Origin of the sequence: Nocardia sp. NPDC050435, from assembly GCF_040655395.1 — a bacterium.
GTDB lineage: Bacteria > Actinomycetota > Actinomycetes > Mycobacteriales > Mycobacteriaceae > Nocardia.
On the sequence record NZ_JBFAJW010000011.1, the window covers coordinates 22,928 to 40,886 of the forward strand.

Sequence of the window (17,959 nt, forward strand, 5' to 3'; positions counted from 1 at the left end):
CGGCACCCGCCGGGCCCGGCGCCGTCCGGTCAATCTCCGTGCAGCACCAGCATCGTGTGCGCGCCGTGATGGAACTCGTACTCCGTCTCTCGCAGCGACGTATGAATACCCTTGTGGCGCAGCTCTTTCCGGAGTTGCTCGACGAGCACATCGTGGTGGCGGCCGATGTGGTCGACCAGCGGATAGAGCCGGACCTCGCCGGAGGATACCCGCGACAGTTCGAGCAGGGCCGTCAGATGGAAGTGCGCGTCCAGCCGATCGGCGTAGGTGAACAGCAGGTGCGAACTGAGCGCCAAGTCGAAACTGTTGTCCCGGAACGGGAGCGAGGGCAACTCGGCAGCGATGTAGCGCTCGGGGTGCTCGTTCAGGTCGTCGGCGAAGCGCGCGGCCGCCGCGTGGCGCACGGCGCGGTGCCGCTCCGGATCACCGTCGTACCAGTCCCAGCGGTAGCGGTCGCGATGGGCCGCGGCCCAGTCGCTTCCGCGATCGGTCTCGCTGACCGCGAGTTCGCGCAGCCGCTGGGCGGAGCGGGAGTAGATGGGATCGGCCGCGGTGACGCGGGCGCCCAGAGCACTCGCTTCCACGGTGAAACTGGCTGCTCCGCCGGGGCAGTCGAGGATGCGACCCTGCAGGTCGGCGTCGGTGAGTTCGAAGATCGCGCGGTACTCCGCCAATGATCTTGCGCTGACGAGAAATTCGCCGAGGACATCGGTGTCGAGAGGGTGCTTCATCTGCTCAACGGTCTCATGCGGCGCTCTATGGCGAAACCGAAATTGCGTCACGAGTTAGGTGGGGCTCAGCGGTGCCCCCGCGCCGCGTGCAGGGCTTGGCACGGGGGCTGCCGATGCCTTCGGTGGGGAATTGGGGGTCACCGAAGGACTGCCTCCAACATACTTCCGGATGGAATCAAGTCCAGTTGTTGTGCGCGGTTTCACATCCCGGGCAACCAACCGGCGAAATCACGCCTTGGTCAGGCGTTTCAGCGCCTTGACCACGACCTCGGGATCGGCCGTCTCCCAATACGGCGGCAGCGTCGCGCGCAGATATCCGCCGTAGCGCGCGGTGGCCAGGCGGGAATCCAGGATCGCCACCACACCCTTGTCGTCCACGCTGCGCAGCAACCGGCCGGTGCCCTGCGCCAGCAACAGCGCGGCGTGATTGGCCGCCACCGTCATGAAGCCGTTGCCGCCGCGCGATTCCACCGCCCGCTGCCGGGCCGTGAGCAGCGGATCGTCCGGGCGCGGGAACGGAATCCGGTCCAGGATGACCAGGCTCAGCGACGGGCCCGGCACATCCACGCCCTGCCACAGCGACAGCGTCCCGAACAGTGACGTCTCCGGATCGTCGGCGAATTTGCGCACCAGCGCTCCCGTCGCGTCGTCTCCCTGGCAGAGCACCGGGGTGTCCAGGCGCGAACGCAGTGCCTCCGTCGCCGCCTTCGCCGCGCGCATGGAGGAGAACAGGCCGAGCGTGCGCCCGCCCGCCGCGGTGATCAACCGCTCGATCTCGTCCAGATAGGCGGGCGCCAGGCCGTCGCGGCCGGGGGCGGGCAAATGCTTGGCGACGTACAGGATTCCGGACTTGGCGTGATCGAACGGGGAGCCGACATCGACCGAACTCCAGCGCACCGTCTCGCCGTCGGCGGGCGCCTGCGCGCCGTTCGCGGTGGCGGTGTCGGGGCGGTTCGCATGCTGGGCGGGCAGGCCCCAGGTGACGGCGAGGCTATCGAACGAACCGCCGATCTGCAGTGTCGCGGAGGTCAGCACCACGGTGGAGGTGCCGAACAGCCGGCTGCGCAGCAGCCCGCCCACCGACAGCGGCGCCATCCGCAGCGATTTCCGGGCCACGCCCCGGATCTCCTCGGCGGAAAGCCAGATGACATCGCGGCGCTTCGCCGGATCGGGCTCGTCGAACGCGGTGAGCGCGCGCACCGCGCTGTCGTGTACCTCGTCGATCGCCGCCAGCGCCTGCGTGCGCGCGGCCGCGGTTTCCGGATCGCCCTGCTCCCGCGAGGATCCCGGCGGGGCCAGCTCGGTGCGCGCGTTCCACGCGGCATCGCGGACCAGGGCCAGCACCGGCGCGGCGCCGTCGGGCATGCTGTCCCAGCGGGTGGCCGGGAGGTCGTCGAGGAGTTCGTGCCAGGCTTCGGCGGCGCCTTCGAGCCGGTCCACCTCGCGCTCGTCGATGAGTTTGGCGCAGCGGCGGGCGGCGGCGCTGATCGCCGGCGAGGCGAGTTCGGCGGTGGCCACGCCGGTGACCCGGTCGACCAGTTCGTGCGCCTCGTCGATGACGACCACATCGTGTTCGGGCAGCACCTGGATGCCGCTGATGGCGTCGATGGCCAGCAGCGCGTGGTTGGTCACCACCACATCGGCCTGGCCGGATTCGGCGCGCGCCTTCTCCGCGAAGCAATCCTGGCCGAACGAGCAGCGCGACTTGCCGAGGCACTCGCGCGAGGACACGCTGACCTGCCGCCAGGCGCGATCGGTGACGCCGGGGGCGAGTTCGTCGCGATCGCCGGTCTCGGTGTCGGAGGCCCATTCGTTGAGGCGCTGCACCTCGCGGCCGAGCCGGGAGATGGCGAAGGCGTCGAACAGTTCCTGCTCGGGCTCCTCGGGAATCACACTGTTGATCTTGTTGAGGCAGAGATAGTTGTTGCGCCCCTTGAGGATCGCGAACTGCGCCTCGCGCCCGAGCGGCGCTTTCAGCGCCTGGGCCAGGCGAGGCAGATCGCGGTCGACGAGCTGGCGCTGCAGGGCGATCGTCGCCGTGGAGACCACCACCGTGCGCCCGGTGCGCACCGCGTGCCGCAGGCTGGGCACCAGGTAGGCCAGCGACTTGCCGGTGCCGGTACCGGCCTGGACGGCCAGGTGCTCCTTGGTGTCGATCGCGTGATCCACCGCGGCCGCCATCGTCACCTGACCGCTGCGTTCCTTGCCTCCCAACGCCTGGACGGCGGTGGACAGCAGCTCCAAAGCAGACGGGAGTTCAGGCACCCGAGCAGACTACTGCCCGGGACCGACAGGAATAACCCCCGTCAGCCGACCGACCCCTCCAGCTCCACTCCCGCCTCGCGCAACTGCGCGAGCGCGGCGTCGACGGTGCCCGGCGCGACCCCCGCCGTGAGGTCCAGCAATACGCGGGTGTCGAAACCGGCGCGCTCCGCGTCCAGGGCGGTGGCGCGCACGCAGTGATCGGTCGCGATGCCGACCACGTCGACCGCCTCGATATCGCGCGAGCGCAGCCACTTGGCCAGCGTGCTGCCGTCCGGCGCGGCACCCTCGAAACCCGAATAGGCGGCGGAGTATTCGCCTTTGGAGAAGATCTCCTCGATCCGGTCGGTGCGCAGCCCCGGATGGAATTCCGCGCCCGGCGTGCCGACCCGGCAGTGCGGTGGCCAGGTGTCCACGAAATCCGGATTCGCCGAGAAATGCGGGCCCGGATCGATGTGGTAATCCCGGGTCGCGACGACGGCGGCGTAATCCCGGGTGGCGACGTACTCGCTGATCCGCTCGGCCACTGCGGCGCCGCCGGCGACGGCCAGGGAACCGCCTTCGCAGAAATCGTTCTGCACGTCCACGATGATCAACGCCCGGTTCATGACAAGGCTCCTTTGCGCGGGAATGTAAACGAAGGCTACCGCCGCGCGGATTACTGTGTGCCGCCGCTACTCGGCCCCGGGAGGAAAGACATGGGCAGCACCACTCTTCGCATCGTGTTCGGCATCGCCATCGGCTATCTCGCGTACCTCGGCGTGACGATGTGGCTGGACGGCCCGCCCGAAAGCGCGGGCGGCTGGATCGATCTGAGTATCCGGGCGCTGGCCGTGGTCGCCGTCGCCGCGCTGGCGGTCGAGTTCCTCAACCGCCGCAAGCGAGCCAAGGCCCGCCGGTAACCCAGACCCGTTCACGATTGGTTTTCGCTGTGTCGCAACAACTCGAGCGCGTCGCCGGCGGTGTCCGGAGCACGCTGACGCTGTGGGCGGTGCAGGCGGTCATGTTCACCGCCTGCGCACTGGCCTTCAGCGGCCTGTGGCTGCTGTTCGATCCCCCGGTCGACGGCGTCGAATGGGGCTGGCTCGGCCTCCGGGGCGCGATCTTCGCCGCGCTGTTCATCGGGTGCAGCCTGCTCTACGAACGCCGCCGCGGCTGATCAGCGCACGAAGGTCGTGGGGATCGCGGGCTCACCGGCCGAGAGCTTGAGCCCCTCCCACGGCAGGCTGACCAGGCCGCGGCGCACCAGCTCGCGGCTCTGCTCCAGCGTCGGCAGGTCGTCGAGCACCCGGCCCGCGCGCACCAGCGGCGCCTGCAACTCGCGCACCTCGAATCCGTTCGCCGCGGGCGCGGGACCCGTTGCGGGATAGACGATCTCCTCGACGACGGTGCCGGTGTGCCGGGACAGCCGGATCGCCTTCTTGGTGCCGCCGCGCGACTCCTTGTGGCTGCTGCGTTTGGCGACCGGAACGCCGTCGACCTCGACGAGTTTGTAGACCATGCCCGCCGTCGGCGCCCCGGAACCGGTGACCAGCGAGGTGCCGACGCCGTAGACGTCGACCGGATCGCCGCGCAGCGCGGCGATGGCGTATTCGTCGAGGTCGCCGGAGACCACGATGCGCGTCTTCGTGGCGCCGAGCCCGTCGAGCTGGTCCCGGACCTGCTTGGCCAGCACGCCGAGGTCGCCGGAGTCGATGCGCACGCCGCCGAGCTCGGGGCCCGCGACCGCGATCGCGTTGGCCACGCCCTGGGTGATGTCGAAGGTGTCCACCAGCAGCGTCGTGCCGACGCCCTGCGCCTCGACCTGGCTGCGGAACGCTTCCTTCTCGTGCGCGCCGTCCGAGCCGCTGTGCAGCAGCGTGAACGCGTGCGCGCTGGTGCCCGCGCTGGGCACGCCGAAACTGCGCGCCGCTTCCAGGTTCGAGGTGGTGTCGAAACCGGCCAGGTAGGCGGCCCGGGAACTGGACGGCGCGGCCAGTTCGTGGGTGCGCCGCGAACCCATCTCGATCATCCGGCGGCCGGCGGCGGCGCTGACCATGCGGGCCGCGGCCGAGGCGATCGCGCTGTCGTGATTGAGGATGGACAGGATCAGCGTCTCCAGCACCACGCCCTCGGCGAAGCTGCCCCGCACGGTCAGGATCGGGGAGCCCGGGAAGTACAGCTCGCCCTCGGCGTAGCCGTCGATGTCGCCGGTGAAGCGGTAGTCGCGCAGCCACTCGACAGTGCGGGTATCCAGGAATCGGGAGACCACGGCGAGCTCGTCCGGGCCGAACCGGAACCGCTCCAGCGCCTCCAGCACGCGGCCGGTCCCCGCGACGACGCCGTAGCGGCGGCCGTTGGGCAAGCGCCGGGCGAACACCTCGAACGTGCACTGCCGCTCGGCCGAGCCGTCGGCGAGGGCGGCCGCGAGCATGGTCAATTCGTACTGGTCCGTCAGGAGCGCGGTGCTGGGTGTCTGCACAGGGCCACTGTAGACATCGAGATCGTCCTGTGGCCTTCTCGCGCGCCTGTTGTCCTGCCCCGGTCGAGTCGTACCCTGGACGTTATGGCCTTGTGCGAATCGGAACTGACAACGACGCTGTCGGCGGCACAGGCGACTCCGGAAGCGGTCGAGTTCACCGAGATCCTGGAGGCGGAGGACCGCCCCTGGGTGACGGTGGTCTGGGACGACCCAGTGAACCTGATGCACTACGTCACCTACATCTTCCAGAAGCTCTTCGGCTACACCAAGGCGAAGGCCACCGAGCTGATGCTGCAGGTGCACAACGAGGGCAAGGCCGTGGTGTCCTCGGGTTCGCGGGACAAGATGGAGCAGGACGTGCGGCGCCTGCACGCGGCTGGCCTGTGGGCCACGATGCAGCGGGATGACTGACTGTGCGACTACCCTGACTCACCGTGCGTAGGTGGAGCCGGAAGAACTCGCTGAGCGGCCTCAAACTGCGATCCGAGATGGATCAGCGGGAGGCCGCGGTCCTGCGGTCGCTGGTCGGCGCGGTGTCCGGGCTGCTGGTCGAACGGGCCCAGTCCGCCCCCGAAGACGAGCTCGCCGCCCTCACCGGACTGCGCAGTGGCAACACCGCCCCGCCCGACGACCCGCGCCTCAAGCGCCTGCTGCCGGACTTCCACCGCAGCGAACCCGGGTCACCCGACGCCGACCGCTCGGACCTCAACAGCGCGCTGCGCGGTCTGCACGAGCCGGAGATCATCGATACCAAGGTCGCGGCCGCCACGGTCGTGCTCAACACCGTCCCCGTCGAGGGCGGCAAGATCTCGCTGACGCCCGAGCAGGCTGATTCGTGGTTGACGGCGCTGACGGATGTCCGCCTTGCCTTGGGCACTGTGCTGAACATCGACGCTGATACTCCCGATCACTACGAGCCCGGGGACCCGCGGGGCGTGCATCTGGACGTCTACCACTGGCTCACCTGGATGCAGGACTCGCTGCTGCAGGCGCTGTCGCCGGAGTAGGCGCGCCGGGTTCCGCTCGAGGGGCGGCGATGGTCCGGGCAACCCCGTGCGCAACTCGATTCGTTTCTTCCTATCGGCTGCGGCGCGGTGCGCTGTGGGGCAGGTCACCCCGGCCGGGTCCGGCCGGGGGATGCCGGGAATAGGTGAATATCGTGGTGGGTTGTCGGCTGGGACGGCCGGGGTATGGAAGGGTTCGACTGGTGCTGGTGATCAAGAGCGACCTCGTGGACGCGATGGTGGCGCACGCGCGCGCCGACCACCCGGACGAGGCCTGCGGCATCATCGCCGGGCCCGAGGGTTCGGACCGGCCCGAGCGCTTCGTCGCCATGATCAACGCCGAGCGCTCGCCCACCTTCTACCGGTTCGATTCCGGTGAACAGCTGAAGGTTTGGCGCGCGATGGACGACGCCGACGAGACGCCGGTGGTGATCTACCACTCGCACACCGCGACCGAGGCCTACCCGAGCCGCACCGACATCTCCTTCGCGTCCGAACCCGACGCGCACTACGTGCTGATTTCCACCCGCGATCCCGAGCAGCACGAGCTGCGCAGCTACCGGATCCTGGACGGCGTGGTCACCGAAGAGCCCGTGCAGATCGTCGACGCGTACTAAATCACCAGGAAATCGAGGAGTTCCCATGTCGGTAACCGTGTCCATCCCGACCATCATGCGCAGCCTCACCGGCGGCGAGAAGCGGGTGCAGGCCAGCGGCGAGACGCTGTCGGCCCTGATCACCGACCTCGACGCCAACCATCCCGGCCTGGCCGAGCGACTGCTCAAGGACGGCAAGCTGAATCGCTTCGTCAACATCTATGTCGACGACGAGGACGTGCGGTTCTCCGGCGGGCTCGCGGCGGAGGTGCCCGAGGGCGCGTCCGTCACCATCCTGCCCGCCGTCGCCGGAGGCTAGATTCCGCCGTGGCGCGCTATGAATCGCTGATCGCGACCCTCGGCGACACCCCGCTGGTCGGGTTGCGCACCCTGTCTCCGCAGTGGGACGGCGACGACCATGTCCGCCTGTGGGCCAAGCTCGAGGACCGCAACCCCACCGGATCGATCAAAGACCGTCCGGCGCTGCGGATGATCGAGCAGGCCGAGGCCGAGGGCAGGCTCACCCCCGGCTGCACCATCCTGGAACCCACCAGCGGCAACACCGGCATCTCGCTGGCGATGGCGGCCAAGCTGAAGGGCTACCGCCTGGTCTGCGTGATGCCGGAGAACACCTCGGTGGAGCGGCGTCAGCTGCTCACCATGTTCGGTGCGGAGATCATCGATTCGCCCGCCGCCGGCGGGTCCAATCAGGCGGTGGCCAAGGCCAAGCAGATCGCCGCCGAGCATCCCGACTGGGTGATGCTCTACCAGTACGGCAACCCGGCCAACGCGCTCGCGCACTACGAGACCACCGGCCCGGAGATCCTCGCCGACCTGCCCGAGATCACCCATTTCGTGGCCGGGCTCGGCACCACCGGAACGCTCATGGGCACCGGGCGTTTCCTGCGCGAGAAGGTGCCGGACATCGAGATCGTCGCCGCCGAACCGCGCTACGGCGAGCTGGTGTACGGGCTGCGCAATATCGACGAGGGCTTCATACCCGAGCTGTACGACGAATCGGTGCTCACCACCCGGTTCTCGGTGGGGCCGTTCGACGCGGTCAAGCGCACGCGCGAATTGGTCTTGGAGGAAGGGATTTTCGCGGGTATCTCGACCGGCGCCATCCTGCACGCGGCGCTCGGTGTCGCCCGCAAGGCGGTTAAGGCGGGCAAGCGCGCCGACATCGCGTTCGTGGTCGCCGACGGCGGCTGGAAGTACCTGTCCACCGGTGCCTACGACGGCACGCTGGAGGAGGCCGAGGAGCGTCTGGACGGCCAGCTCTGGGCCTGAGTCGCACCTGCCGCCCCGGTACCCTCGGTAGGGCGGGGCGTCGCGCTCGGGCGTCCCGGACCAGGAGGTAGTCATGGCCGGCGGTATGGGGGCCTCGTTCGATCCGGACCGGATCGCGCGGTTGCGCGGCCGGTCGTCCGGCGGCGGTCTCGGGCAGCGGGTCTGGGCGCAGGCCGCGGTGTTGATCCTCGGTTTCGTCGCACTGCTCTACGGGATCGAGGGCGTCGACACGCTGGAAAACGGCCGCCTGGAGCAGGCCGGGATCGAGCCGCGGGAGGCCGACGGTCTCTGGGGCATCCTGTGGGCGCCGCTGCTGCACGGCGGGTGGCCGCACCTGCTCGGCAATACGGTGCCGGTGCTGGTGCTCGGGTTCCTGGTGCTGCTCAGCGGGATCGCCCGCGGGCTGGCCGCCACCGCGATCATCTGGGTGGTGGCGGGCGTCGGCACCTGGCTGATCGGGCCGGAGTACAGCGTGCACATCGGCGCGTCGTCGCTGATCTTCGGCTGGCTGACCTACCTGATCTCGCGCGGCTGGTTCGCCCGCGATATCGGCCAGATCCTGCTCGGACTGGTCATCTTCGTGATCTACGGTTCGGCGCTGTGGGGAGTGCTGCCGGGACAGCCCGGAATATCTTGGCAGGGCCATCTTTTCGGCGCGTTGGGTGGACTGCTCGCGGGCTGGGTACTCTCTGGTGATGCACGCCGAAGCCGCCGCAGCGATCTGCCGAAGGTCACCGGGCGGCCCAGGTGAGGCCGTTGACCATTCTTTGCGACGATTCAGCCGAATGTGGGGGATCCGTTGGTGACCGAAAATTCGTCGTGGCAGCATGAGGGAATGCGCCTTACCGTCCTCGGGTGCTCGGGCAGTGTGTCCGGCCCGGACTCCCCAGCGTCGGGGTACCTGCTGACCGGACCGGATATGCGGCCGGTGGTCATCGATTTCGGACCCGGTGTGCTCGGTGCGCTGCAACGCTACGCCGACCCGGGCGAGGTCGACATCTTCCTCACCCATCTGCACGCCGATCACTGCCTGGACCTGCCGGGCCTGCTGGTGTGGCGGCGTTACCACCCGACGCCGCCGGTCGGCAAGGCCATCGTGCGCGGCCCGTCCGACGCGCCGCTGCGAATCGGCAACGCCTCGGCCGAGGTCGGCGGCGAATGCGACGACTGGTCCGATGTGATCGACCATCGGGCCTGGGCCGAGAACGCCCCGGTCGAGTTCGGTCCCGGCCACGTCGTGGAGGCCCGGCGGATGTTCCACCCGCCGGAGTCCTACGGTCTGCGCATCACCACCAAGGCGGGCAAGACCTTCGTCTATACCGGCGACACCGCCATGTGCGACGCGGTGCTGGAGCTGGCGCAGGGCGCCGACATCCTGATGTCGGAAGCCTCCTGGACGCACGATCCGGCCAATCGCCCACCCGGGATTCATCTTTCGGGCACCGAGGCGGGGGAGATCGCGACCCGGGCCGGGGTGAAGGAGCTGCTGCTCACCCACATCCCGCCGTGGACCTCGCGCGAAGACGTGATCGCCGAGGCGAAGGCCGCCTTCGCCGGTCCCGTGCACGCCGTCGCCCCGGGCGAGACCTTCGACATCTGAGCGGCCCGCCATCTCCCCGGAGGACGCGATCCGGTTAAGCTCAGCCGGTGTCGAGACGAGCTGATGGCAGGGCGGACGACGAACTCCGCGAGGTACGGATCACCCGGGGATTCACCACGCACCCGGCGGGCTCGGTGCTGGTGGAATTCGGGCAGACGCGGGTGATGTGCACCGCGAGCGTGACCGAGGGCGTGCCGCCGTGGCGGCGCGAGTCCGGGCTGGGCTGGCTCACCGCCGAGTACGCGATGCTGCCCGCCGCCACCCACACCCGCTCCGGGCGGGAGTCGGTGAAGGGCAAGGTCGGCGGACGCACCCAGGAGATCAGCCGGCTGATCGGCCGGTCGCTGCGCGCCTGCATCGATCTCGCCGCCATCGGCGAGAACACCATCGCCATCGACTGCGATGTGCTGCAGGCCGACGGCGGCACCCGCACCGCCGCGATCACCGGCGCCTACGTCGCGCTGTCCGACGCGGTCACCTACCTCGCCGCGGCCGGTCGCCTGACCGATCCGCAGCCGATCTCCTGCGCGATCGCCGCGGTCAGCGTCGGCGTCGTCGACGGCCGGGTGCGGCTGGACCTGCCCTACGAGGAGGATTCGCGCGCCGAGGTCGACATGAACGTGGTCGCCACCGACACCGGAACGCTCGTGGAGATCCAGGGCACCGGCGAGGGCGCCACCTTCCCCCGCTCCACCCTGGACAAGATGCTCGACTCGGCGCTGGCGGGGTGCGAGCAGATCTTCGCGTTACAGAAGGAAGCGCTGGGGCTCCCGTACCCGGGCGTGCTGCCGGAGCCGGTGGAGAAGCGCAAGTGAGCAGGGTCCTCGTCGCCAGCCGGAACGCCAAGAAGCTCAACGAACTTCGCCGCATCCTCGCCGACGCGGGGATCGCGGGCATCGAGATCGTCGGCCTCGACGACGTGCCGCCGTATCCGGAGGCCCCGGAGACCGGCGCGACCTTCGAGGAGAATGCCCTGGCCAAGGCGCGCGACGGGGCGGCCGCGACCGGATTGCCCTGCGTCGCGGACGATTCCGGTATCGCGGTGGACGCCCTGAACGGCATGCCGGGCGTGCTCTCGGCCCGCTGGGCCGGCGGCCACGGTGACGACGCGGCCAACAACGCGCTGCTGCTCGCGCAGCTCGGCGACGTGCCCGACGAGCGGCGGGGCGCGCAGTTCGTGTCCACCTGTGCGCTGGTGGTGCCCGGCGGCGAGGAGATCGTGGTGCGCGGCGAGTGGCCGGGCCGGGTGGATCGGGCGCCGCGCGGCGACGGCGGTTTCGGTTACGACCCGCTGTTCGTTCCGGACGGTGGCGAGGTCTCCGCGGCGCAGCTGACCCCGGCCGAGAAGGACGCGGTGTCACATCGCGGGCGCGCCTTGAAGCAGCTGCTGCCCGCCCTGTCGGCGCTGGCCTTACCCGCTCAGACCCCGAATTCTTGCTTGACCTTCTGCGCGTTCACGTGCTCGACGTAGAAGGACAGGAACGGGATGGTGCCGGCGATCAGCGTGCCGACGGTGCGGGCCAGCGGCCAGCGCACCTTGACCGCGAGATCGGCGGTGACCAGCAGGTAGGCGAAGTAGACCCAGCCGTGCACGACGGCGATCCAGCTCGGGGTGTCGACGCCGAAGCCGTACTTGGCGACCATCTCGCCGGTGAGCAGCAGCAGCCAGAGGCCGGTGATCCAGGCCAGGGCGCGGTAGCGGGTGAGGGCCGCCGCGATCTTCTGCGTCTTCGCGCCGGGCGCGGTCTCGGTGGCGCTCATCCGGCGCTCCTCTCGGTGCGGTCGTCCAGGCCGGCCTCGCGGACCTGGGCGGCGATATCTTGGGCGTGCAATCGGGCTAGGTAGTCGTTGTACTCGGCCAGGACCGGGTCGTCGTCGCGCGCGGCCCGCGGGCGCTCCGGCAGGACTCCGGCCGGGATTTCCCGGGGCGCAACGGGTTTCGAGATCCTGGGCGTGTCTTCCCCGGTTTCCTCGGATTCGCGTTCCAGCCGCACGAAGCGGAAATAGGCGAAGACCGCGAAACCGGCGAACAGCGGCCACTGCAGCGCGTATCCGAGATTCTGTCCGGTGCCGCTGGCCGACTCGAAGCGCTCCCACTGCCACCAGCCCAGCGCCAGGCAGGCGGCCGCCGACACGATGACCAAGGCGATGAGAGCCGGGCGATTGTGTGCCGAGCGGCGGGGAGGAGCAGACACGGCTACCACGGTACCCGTCTACTACAGCGCCCGTAGGAGCAGGTCGGGGCCGACGTGCGTCGTCCCGGCCGCATCGGACCGGGACGACGGGCGCGCCGCGCTCAGAACTTGTAGGTGACCCCGGTCAGGCGCTCGGACTCTTCCCACAGTCGCCGCCAGAGCTCGCGGTCCTGGGAGAGCTTGCTCGACGGCGACGGCTCCACCGGGCCCTGGCTCTGGAAGTAGCGGGTCGGCCCCCAGTAGGTCTCGGGGTCGGCGTCGGCTTCGGTGGCGGCGAAGAGGGTGGAGTGGGCGGCCTTGGCGGGCGGGTGGCCGACCAGGCGGATGAAGGGCTTGCTGACCCAGTCCAGCGGGGTCTCGGTGCGGGCGAACAGGTCGGTGGCCGAGACGCCGGGGTGCACGCCGTAGGAGCGCTTGCCGGAACCGGCCTCGCGCAGGCGGCGCTGGAGCTCGCGGGCGAACATCAGGTTCGACAGCTTGGCCTGGGCGTAGGCCAGGTTGCGCTGGTAGCGGCGGTGCTCGTAGTTCAGGTCGTCGGCCCAGAACTTCGGGGTCTGCTTGTGCGCGATGCTGGCCAGCGTGACGACGCGATCCCGGATCCGGTCGAGCAGCAGGCCGGTGAGCGCGTAGTGCCCGAGATGGTTGACGCCCCACTGGGTTTCGAAGCCGTCCTTGGTGCGCGAGAACGGCACGTTCATCAGGCCCGCGTTGTTGATCAGGACGTCGAACTCGCCGGAGGCATCGGCGAACTTGCGCACCGAATCCAGGTCGGCCAGATCCAGCGTCGCGGTGCGTACGTCGCCGGGGATGGCGTCGGCGACGGATCGGGCCTTCTCGGCGTTACGGCACGCCATGATGACCGTGGCGCCCTTGGCGGCGAGGACTTTGGTGGTCTCCGTCCCCAGACCGCCGTTCGCGCCGGTGATGACAAAGGTGCGCCCGGTTTGATCCGGGATCTGTGTTGGTTTCCACGCCATGCGCCAACCTTACTCTGGAGTAAGTTCCGAGGGAAGGGCGCGGCGTAATTGACTCAGACAATACGCCCTGGACCGGCTGAGTACCGTGAAGCGGGTGACAACCGTGGGCAGGCAATACGGCGGACGCGCCGTCACCGAACGCAAAGCCGAACGCCGGCTACGGTTCCTGGACGCCGCGACCCGCATCTTCGCCGAGCGAGGCTACACCGACTGCTCGCTCGCCGACGTGTGCGCGGCCGCCGGGCTGTCCAAAAGGCAGTTCTACGAAGAGTTCCAGACCAGGGAGGACGTCCTGGTCGCCGCCTACGACCGGATCCAGGACGAGGCCGCCGCCACGGTGATCGCCGCGGTGCGCGCTTTGGATCCGGCCGGCGACGCGCTCGCGGCGATGCACACCTCGATGTCGGCCTACCTCGGGTCGATCGGCTCGGATCCGTTCCGCGCCAAGGTCGCCTTCATCGAGGTGGTCGGGGTCAGCGAGCGGATGGAGACGCACCGCCGCGCCCGCCGGCACAAGTGGGCGCGGCTGGTGGAATCGGTGGTGATCCCGCGGGTCGCGCCCGGCGGCCGCCTGCGCGGCGGCACGCACCTGGGCGCGTCCGCGCTGATCGGGGCGATCAACGGTCTCGCACACGAATGGCTGCTGGCCGACCCGCGCCCGCCGGTGGACGCGCTCGTCGACCTGCTGGTGCCGATCTCGCTGGCACTGATCGAGCCGCCGCGCTAGCTTCGCGCGGCGTGCTCAGCCGAGCATGTCAGCGAGGGTGCGCGCGCGGCTGGGCTGGCGCAGCTTGCCCAGCGCTTTCGCCTCCAGCTGCCGGATCCGCTCCCGGGAGACGCCGAGCGCGGTGCCGACCTGCTCCAGGGTGCGGGGTTCGCCGGCGCGATCGAGCCCGTAGCGCAGCAGGATCACCTCGCGTTCCCGGTCGCTGAGCGTCGCGAGCACCGCGTCCAGCCGCCCGCGTACCTGACCGTCGGCGACCAGTTCGGCCGGGTCCGGGGCGTTGTCGGCGATCAGGCTGCCCAGCTCGGTGTCGTCCTCGTCGCCGACCGGGGTGTGCAGCGAGATCGGGGTGCGGCCGTGGCGCATGACCTCCTCCACCTGGGTGACCGAAAGCTCCAGCTCCGCGGCGATCTCGGCCGGGGTGGCCACCCGGCCCAGCTGCTGCGAGAGCGTGCGCTGCGCGCGGGTGACCTTGTTCAGCACCTCCACCACGTGCACCGGGATGCGAATGGTGCGGCCCTGATCGGCCAGCGCCCGGCCGATCGCCTGGCGGATCCACCAGGTGGCGTAGGTGGACAGCTTCAGGCCGCGCTCGGGTTCGAACTTCTCGATCGCGCGAATCAGGCCGAAGGTGCCCTCCTGCACCAGATCCAGCAGTGACATGCCCGTCGGCAGCGGATAGCGCTTGGCGATCGAGACGACCAGTCGCAGGTTGGCCTCGACCATGTGCTCCTTGGCGCGCTCGCCCTCGGTGGCCGTGCGTCGCAGCGCGCGCCGGGTGGCGGTGTCCAGGTCGCCGGCTTCGTCCAGGCGTTGCCGGGCTTGCAGGCCGGCCTGGATGTGCTCGGCCAGTTCGACTTCCTCACCGGCCGTGAGCAGCGGTGTGCGGCCGATGGCGCGCAGGTAGTCCTTGACGGGATCCTCGCTGACCGAGCCGGAGATCGGGGCGAGCCGGCGGGTGGCGCAGAACTGAGGCATGGGTGGGCCTTTCGATCGTGGAGACAACCAGTGCGCGCCGATGCGCGGGCGGGGGCCGGTGCGGATCAGTGCCTGGTAGAAGCGCACCGAGGGGCGGAATATTCCGCGACGGCGGACTTCTACCGACCGGGAATCCGCAGGGGACGCCGCACCTGCGGACGTCGCGTTTGCGGCTGCCGCGGCCCTTCGCGGCGGAGGTCGCGCCGGGTGCTCGGCGCGGCCGGGAATCGCGAGGTGGGGGCCGCGGTGCCAGGGGCGTGAATCATGCGCGAGATTTCTCCTTCGATCGCGTGCCGTCGCCGGCAACGAAGACAAAATTAGAACAGACCTAAAAATATGTCAAGTATAAATTTATGACGGATTCAGCTAGGCTGTCCGCATGACCGAACCCGGACTCCGAGCGCGCAAGAAACAGCAGACCAGGCAGCACATCTCCGATCAGGCGACGCAGCTGTTCCTGGAGCGCGGCTTCGACAAGGTGACCATCGCCGAGGTCGCGGCGGCCGCCGACGTCGCCAAGATGACGGTGACCAACTACTTCCCGCGCAAGGAGGATCTGGCGCTGGATCTGGGCGAGGTCTTCGTCGAACAGCTCGCTACGATCGTGCGCGACCGGGCGCCGGGGGAGTCCGCGCTGACGGCCCTGCGGCAGGAGTATCTGGCAGCGGTGGCCCGGCAGGATCCCGTGGTGGGTTTCTCCGGTCCGGTCTTCGCTCGGATGATCGCCGACAGTCCGGCGCTGACGGCGCGGCTGCGCGAGTTCCACGAGGACCGGGAAGCGGCGCTGGCGCGCGCGCTCGCGGCGGAGACGGACGCGCCCGCCGAGGAAATCGCGCCCCGAGTCGCGGCGGCACTGCTGGCGGGCGTGCACCGGGTGCTGTTCGCCGAAACCATGCGGCGCACGCTCGACGGTCAGAGCAACGACGAGATCGCCACGGCGCTGACCGAATACACCGCCGCCGCCTTCGCCGCCCTGGCGCCCGCGCTGGCCGACTACGCCGTTCGCGCTGATTAGCTGCCGTGTCGCTATAGGGGCGGGGTGACGGCGTCAGACCATACTGGGCCCATGACCGAGGCAGTTGCTGTCGCCGAAAAGCCCGCCTCCGCAGCGCTGAGTCGCGCCCGGATCAACCTCATCTTCGGCACCATCGTGCTGGGCATGCTGATGGCCGCGCTGGACCAGACGATCGTGTCGGCGGCCCTGCCCAGCATCGTCGCCGACCTCGGCGGAGCCGGGCACATGGCCTGGGTGGTGACGGCCTACATGCTCACCGAGGCCGTGTCGACGGCGCTGGCGGGCAAGCTCGGCGACCTGTTCGGCCGCAAGCTGATCTTCCAGGTCAGCGCCGTCATCTTCATCGCGGGGTCGGCGCTGGCCGGGCTCGCGCACGACATGCTGCTGCTGATCGTCGCGCGCGGCATCCAGGGCGTCGGCGCGGGCGGCCTGATGGTGACCGCGATGGCGCTCATCGCCGACACCATCCCGCTGCGCGAGCGCGGCAAGTACCAGGGCGCGCTCGGCGCGGTGTTCGGCGTCACCACGGTGGTGGGGCCCACCCTCGGCGGCCTGTTCACCGACCACGCCAGCTGGCGGTGGTGCTTCTACGTCAACGTGCCGATCGCGATCATCATGATCGCGCTGGCGGCGCGGACCATTCCGCACGTGCGGGCCGCCGCCCGCCCGATCATCGACTACGCGGGCATCGGCCTGGTCGCGGCCGGCGTCTCCTGCCTGATCCTCGGCCTGGAGTTCGGCGGGCAGGAATACCCCTGGGGCTCTTGGCAGATCCTCGCGCTGTTCGTGGCGTCGGCGGTGCTGCTCGCGGCCTTCGTGGCGGTGGAGCTGCGGGCTCGCGAGCCGATGCTGCCGATGAAGCTGTTCCGCAGCAACGTCTTCACCGTCTGCTCGATCCTGAGCTTCATCGTCGGCTTCGCGATGATCGGCTCGATGACCTTCCTGCCCGCCTACTTCCAGTACGTGGACGGCGTTTCGGCGACCATGTCCGGCGTGCGCACGCTGCCGCTGGTGGTGGGCCTGATGTTCACCTCGATTCTGTCCGGTCAGGTGGTGGCGAAAACCGGCCGCTACAAATACTTTCCGATCGTCGGCACCGCGGTGATGGCGCTCGGGCTGTTCCTGATGTCGACCATGGGCCGGTCCACGGGCACCTGGCGCGAGTCGCTGTACATGCTGGTGCTGGGCATGGGCATCGGTCTGTCCATGCAGGTGCTCACGATCGTGGTGCAGAACACGGTGCCCTACGCCGATCTGGGCACGGCCACCTCCGGCGTCACGTTCTTCCGCACACTCGGCAGCGCCTTCGGCGCCACCATCTTCGGCACGCTCTACACCAACCAGCTCACCCCGAATCTGGCGGCGGCGCTGGAACGTTCGCCCGGGGTGCCGCCGCAGGTCGCCTCCAGTCCGGAGGCGCTGCGCCGGCTGCCGATCGAGCAGGCCGCCCCGATCATCGACGCGTATGCCGAGGCGATCGACTTCGTCTTCCAGTGGGTGGTGCCGGTCGCGCTGCTGGGCTTCGTGGTGGCGTGGTTCCTGAAGCAGGTGCCGCTGCGCGACAGCGTGCGCGGCGGGGCATCGGATGTGGGCGAGGGCTTCTCGATGCCCAACAGCTCGGATCGGGTGCTGCTGCTGGAGCAGAGCGTCTCCCAGGTGATGCGTAAAGCCAAGCGGGACAAGACTATCGGCCCCGCCGTTCTGGCGGATTCGGGCAGCGGACTGACGCGGGGCCAGGCGTGGGCGCTGGGGCAGGTCTACATGGTGAACCGGGTGCGGGGCCGGGCCACCATCGCCGCGATCGCGCAGCTCCACCACGTCCCGGACGAGGTGCTCGAGCCGGTCTTCGTGCGGCTCATCGGCACCGATCACCTGGAGGCCGAGGACGGCAGCCTGCGCCTGACGGCGGACGGGCTGCTGGAGGTGGAGCAGGTGCGCGCGGCGTGGCGGCGCTGGCTGGACACCCAGCTCGAGGACTGGGACAACCGGGATCCGGCGGATCGCGCACTGCTCGATCAGGCCCTGGACAACCTCGCCGCGAAGCTGCTGGACGAGGCGTTCCAGGAGGCCGACACCGCGAAAGTGGTCTGATCGCACCCTTGCCGCCGATTACTCGTAGACGTATA

The 17,959-nt window shown here is 69.5% G+C and carries 22 protein-coding genes; 14 read left to right on the forward strand and 8 right to left on the reverse strand.

Translation table 11 applies throughout. The annotated features are described in order from the left end of the window. Nucleotides 1–29: 29 nt before the first annotated feature. The 3 genes from AB0I43_RS30250 to AB0I43_RS30260 form a co-directional block, all read right to left on the reverse strand. Nucleotides 30–731, reverse strand: coding sequence for a methyltransferase domain-containing protein (locus AB0I43_RS30250; protein ID WP_356980353.1), 702 nt, complete (start codon nucleotides 729–731; stop codon nucleotides 30–32). A gap of 228 nt (nucleotides 732–959) precedes the next feature. Then, a complete protein-coding gene (locus AB0I43_RS30255; protein ID WP_356980352.1) occupies nucleotides 960–2,996 on the reverse strand; it encodes an ATP-dependent DNA helicase in 2,037 nt (678 codons plus the stop codon). Between the two features lie 41 nt (nucleotides 2,997–3,037). Further along, nucleotides 3,038–3,601: a nicotinamidase gene (locus tag AB0I43_RS30260; protein WP_356980350.1), complete on the reverse strand. Its 564-nt coding sequence runs from the start codon at nucleotides 3,599–3,601 to the stop codon at nucleotides 3,038–3,040. A 90-nt stretch (nucleotides 3,602–3,691) separates the two neighbouring features. Here AB0I43_RS30260 and AB0I43_RS30265 point away from each other — a divergent pair, with 90 nt between their 5' ends. Beyond that, nucleotides 3,692–3,895, forward strand: coding sequence for a hypothetical protein (locus AB0I43_RS30265; protein ID WP_356980348.1), 204 nt, complete (start codon nucleotides 3,692–3,694; stop codon nucleotides 3,893–3,895). Between the two features lie 29 nt (nucleotides 3,896–3,924). Beyond that, on the forward strand, nucleotides 3,925–4,152 hold the full coding sequence (locus tag AB0I43_RS30270) for a hypothetical protein (RefSeq protein ID WP_356980346.1): 228 nt from the start codon (nucleotides 3,925–3,927) through the stop codon (nucleotides 4,150–4,152). Here the strand turns inward: AB0I43_RS30270 and AB0I43_RS30275 are convergent, their stop codons facing one another. Continuing rightward, a complete protein-coding gene (locus tag AB0I43_RS30275; RefSeq protein WP_356980344.1) occupies nucleotides 4,153–5,454 on the reverse strand; it encodes a nicotinate phosphoribosyltransferase in 1,302 nt (433 codons plus the stop codon). Between the two features lie 84 nt (nucleotides 5,455–5,538). Here AB0I43_RS30275 and clpS point away from each other — a divergent pair, with 84 nt between their 5' ends. The 9 genes from clpS (at nucleotide 5,539) to rdgB (ending at nucleotide 11,415) form a co-directional block, all read left to right on the forward strand. Next, a complete protein-coding gene (clpS, locus tag AB0I43_RS30280; protein WP_356980342.1) occupies nucleotides 5,539–5,865 on the forward strand; it encodes an ATP-dependent Clp protease adapter ClpS in 327 nt (108 codons plus the stop codon). Between the two features lie 23 nt (nucleotides 5,866–5,888). Further along, nucleotides 5,889–6,461 (forward strand): DUF2017 domain-containing protein, encoded by a 573-nt coding sequence (locus AB0I43_RS30285; RefSeq protein ID WP_356980341.1) that lies wholly within the window; start codon nucleotides 5,889–5,891, stop codon nucleotides 6,459–6,461. Nucleotides 6,462–6,661: 200 nt separating this feature from the next. Continuing rightward, nucleotides 6,662–7,075 carry a M67 family metallopeptidase gene (locus tag AB0I43_RS30290; RefSeq protein ID WP_356980340.1) on the forward strand — a complete coding sequence of 138 codons (414 nt, stop codon included), beginning with the start codon at nucleotides 6,662–6,664 and terminating at the stop codon, nucleotides 7,073–7,075. 25 nt (nucleotides 7,076–7,100) lie between these two features. Beyond that, the gene (locus AB0I43_RS30295) at nucleotides 7,101–7,373 is read left to right on the forward strand and encodes a MoaD/ThiS family protein (RefSeq protein ID WP_356980338.1); all 273 of its coding nucleotides are present in this window, start codon (nucleotides 7,101–7,103) and stop codon (nucleotides 7,371–7,373) included. A gap of 8 nt (nucleotides 7,374–7,381) precedes the next feature. Further along, entirely contained in the window at nucleotides 7,382–8,344 is a 963-nt protein-coding gene (locus tag AB0I43_RS30300; protein WP_356980336.1) for a cysteine synthase, read from the forward strand. 73 nt (nucleotides 8,345–8,417) lie between these two features. Continuing rightward, nucleotides 8,418–9,095 carry a rhomboid family intramembrane serine protease gene (locus AB0I43_RS30305; protein WP_356980335.1) on the forward strand — a complete coding sequence of 226 codons (678 nt, stop codon included), beginning with the start codon at nucleotides 8,418–8,420 and terminating at the stop codon, nucleotides 9,093–9,095. Nucleotides 9,096–9,179: 84 nt separating this feature from the next. Beyond that, entirely contained in the window at nucleotides 9,180–9,944 is a 765-nt protein-coding gene (locus AB0I43_RS30310; RefSeq protein WP_356980333.1) for a cyclic nucleotide-degrading phosphodiesterase, read from the forward strand. Between the two features lie 47 nt (nucleotides 9,945–9,991). Beyond that, a complete protein-coding gene (gene rph / locus AB0I43_RS30315; protein ID WP_356980331.1) occupies nucleotides 9,992–10,759 on the forward strand; it encodes a ribonuclease PH in 768 nt (255 codons plus the stop codon). Further along, on the forward strand, nucleotides 10,756–11,415 hold the full coding sequence (gene rdgB / locus AB0I43_RS30320) for an RdgB/HAM1 family non-canonical purine NTP pyrophosphatase (protein ID WP_357433046.1): 660 nt from the start codon (nucleotides 10,756–10,758) through the stop codon (nucleotides 11,413–11,415). The genes rph and rdgB overlap by 4 nt, the downstream gene beginning before the upstream one ends. On the opposite strand, the gene AB0I43_RS30325 is transcribed toward rdgB, so the two are convergent. The 3 genes from AB0I43_RS30325 to AB0I43_RS30335 all read right to left on the reverse strand — a co-directional run bounded on the left by AB0I43_RS30325 (nucleotide 11,364) and on the right by AB0I43_RS30335 (nucleotide 13,116). Next, entirely contained in the window at nucleotides 11,364–11,705 is a 342-nt protein-coding gene (locus AB0I43_RS30325; RefSeq protein ID WP_356980327.1) for a DUF3817 domain-containing protein, read from the reverse strand. The genes rdgB and AB0I43_RS30325 overlap by 52 nt on opposite strands. Next, nucleotides 11,702–12,148 carry a transcriptional regulator gene (locus AB0I43_RS30330; protein WP_356980325.1) on the reverse strand — a complete coding sequence of 149 codons (447 nt, stop codon included), beginning with the start codon at nucleotides 12,146–12,148 and terminating at the stop codon, nucleotides 11,702–11,704. The genes AB0I43_RS30325 and AB0I43_RS30330 overlap by 4 nt, the downstream gene beginning before the upstream one ends. Before the next feature lie 92 nt (nucleotides 12,149–12,240). Then, nucleotides 12,241–13,116, reverse strand: coding sequence for an oxidoreductase (locus AB0I43_RS30335; RefSeq protein ID WP_356980324.1), 876 nt, complete (start codon nucleotides 13,114–13,116; stop codon nucleotides 12,241–12,243). Nucleotides 13,117–13,210: 94 nt separating this feature from the next. Between AB0I43_RS30335 and AB0I43_RS30340 the strand changes: the two genes are divergently transcribed. Continuing rightward, entirely contained in the window at nucleotides 13,211–13,843 is a 633-nt protein-coding gene (locus tag AB0I43_RS30340) for a TetR/AcrR family transcriptional regulator (protein ID WP_356980322.1), read from the forward strand. A gap of 15 nt (nucleotides 13,844–13,858) precedes the next feature. Here AB0I43_RS30340 and AB0I43_RS30345 read toward each other — a convergent pair whose 3' ends face one another. Further along, nucleotides 13,859–14,818: a sigma-70 family RNA polymerase sigma factor gene (locus AB0I43_RS30345; protein WP_356980320.1), complete on the reverse strand. Its 960-nt coding sequence runs from the start codon at nucleotides 14,816–14,818 to the stop codon at nucleotides 13,859–13,861. Between the two features lie 379 nt (nucleotides 14,819–15,197). Here AB0I43_RS30345 and AB0I43_RS30350 point away from each other — a divergent pair, with 379 nt between their 5' ends. Beyond that, nucleotides 15,198–15,833 carry a TetR/AcrR family transcriptional regulator gene (locus AB0I43_RS30350; protein ID WP_356980318.1) on the forward strand — a complete coding sequence of 212 codons (636 nt, stop codon included), beginning with the start codon at nucleotides 15,198–15,200 and terminating at the stop codon, nucleotides 15,831–15,833. Between the two features lie 51 nt (nucleotides 15,834–15,884). Continuing rightward, nucleotides 15,885–17,924: an MDR family MFS transporter gene (locus AB0I43_RS30355; RefSeq protein ID WP_357433047.1), complete on the forward strand. Its 2,040-nt coding sequence runs from the start codon at nucleotides 15,885–15,887 to the stop codon at nucleotides 17,922–17,924. The last annotated feature ends 35 nt before the right edge of the window (nucleotides 17,925–17,959 follow it).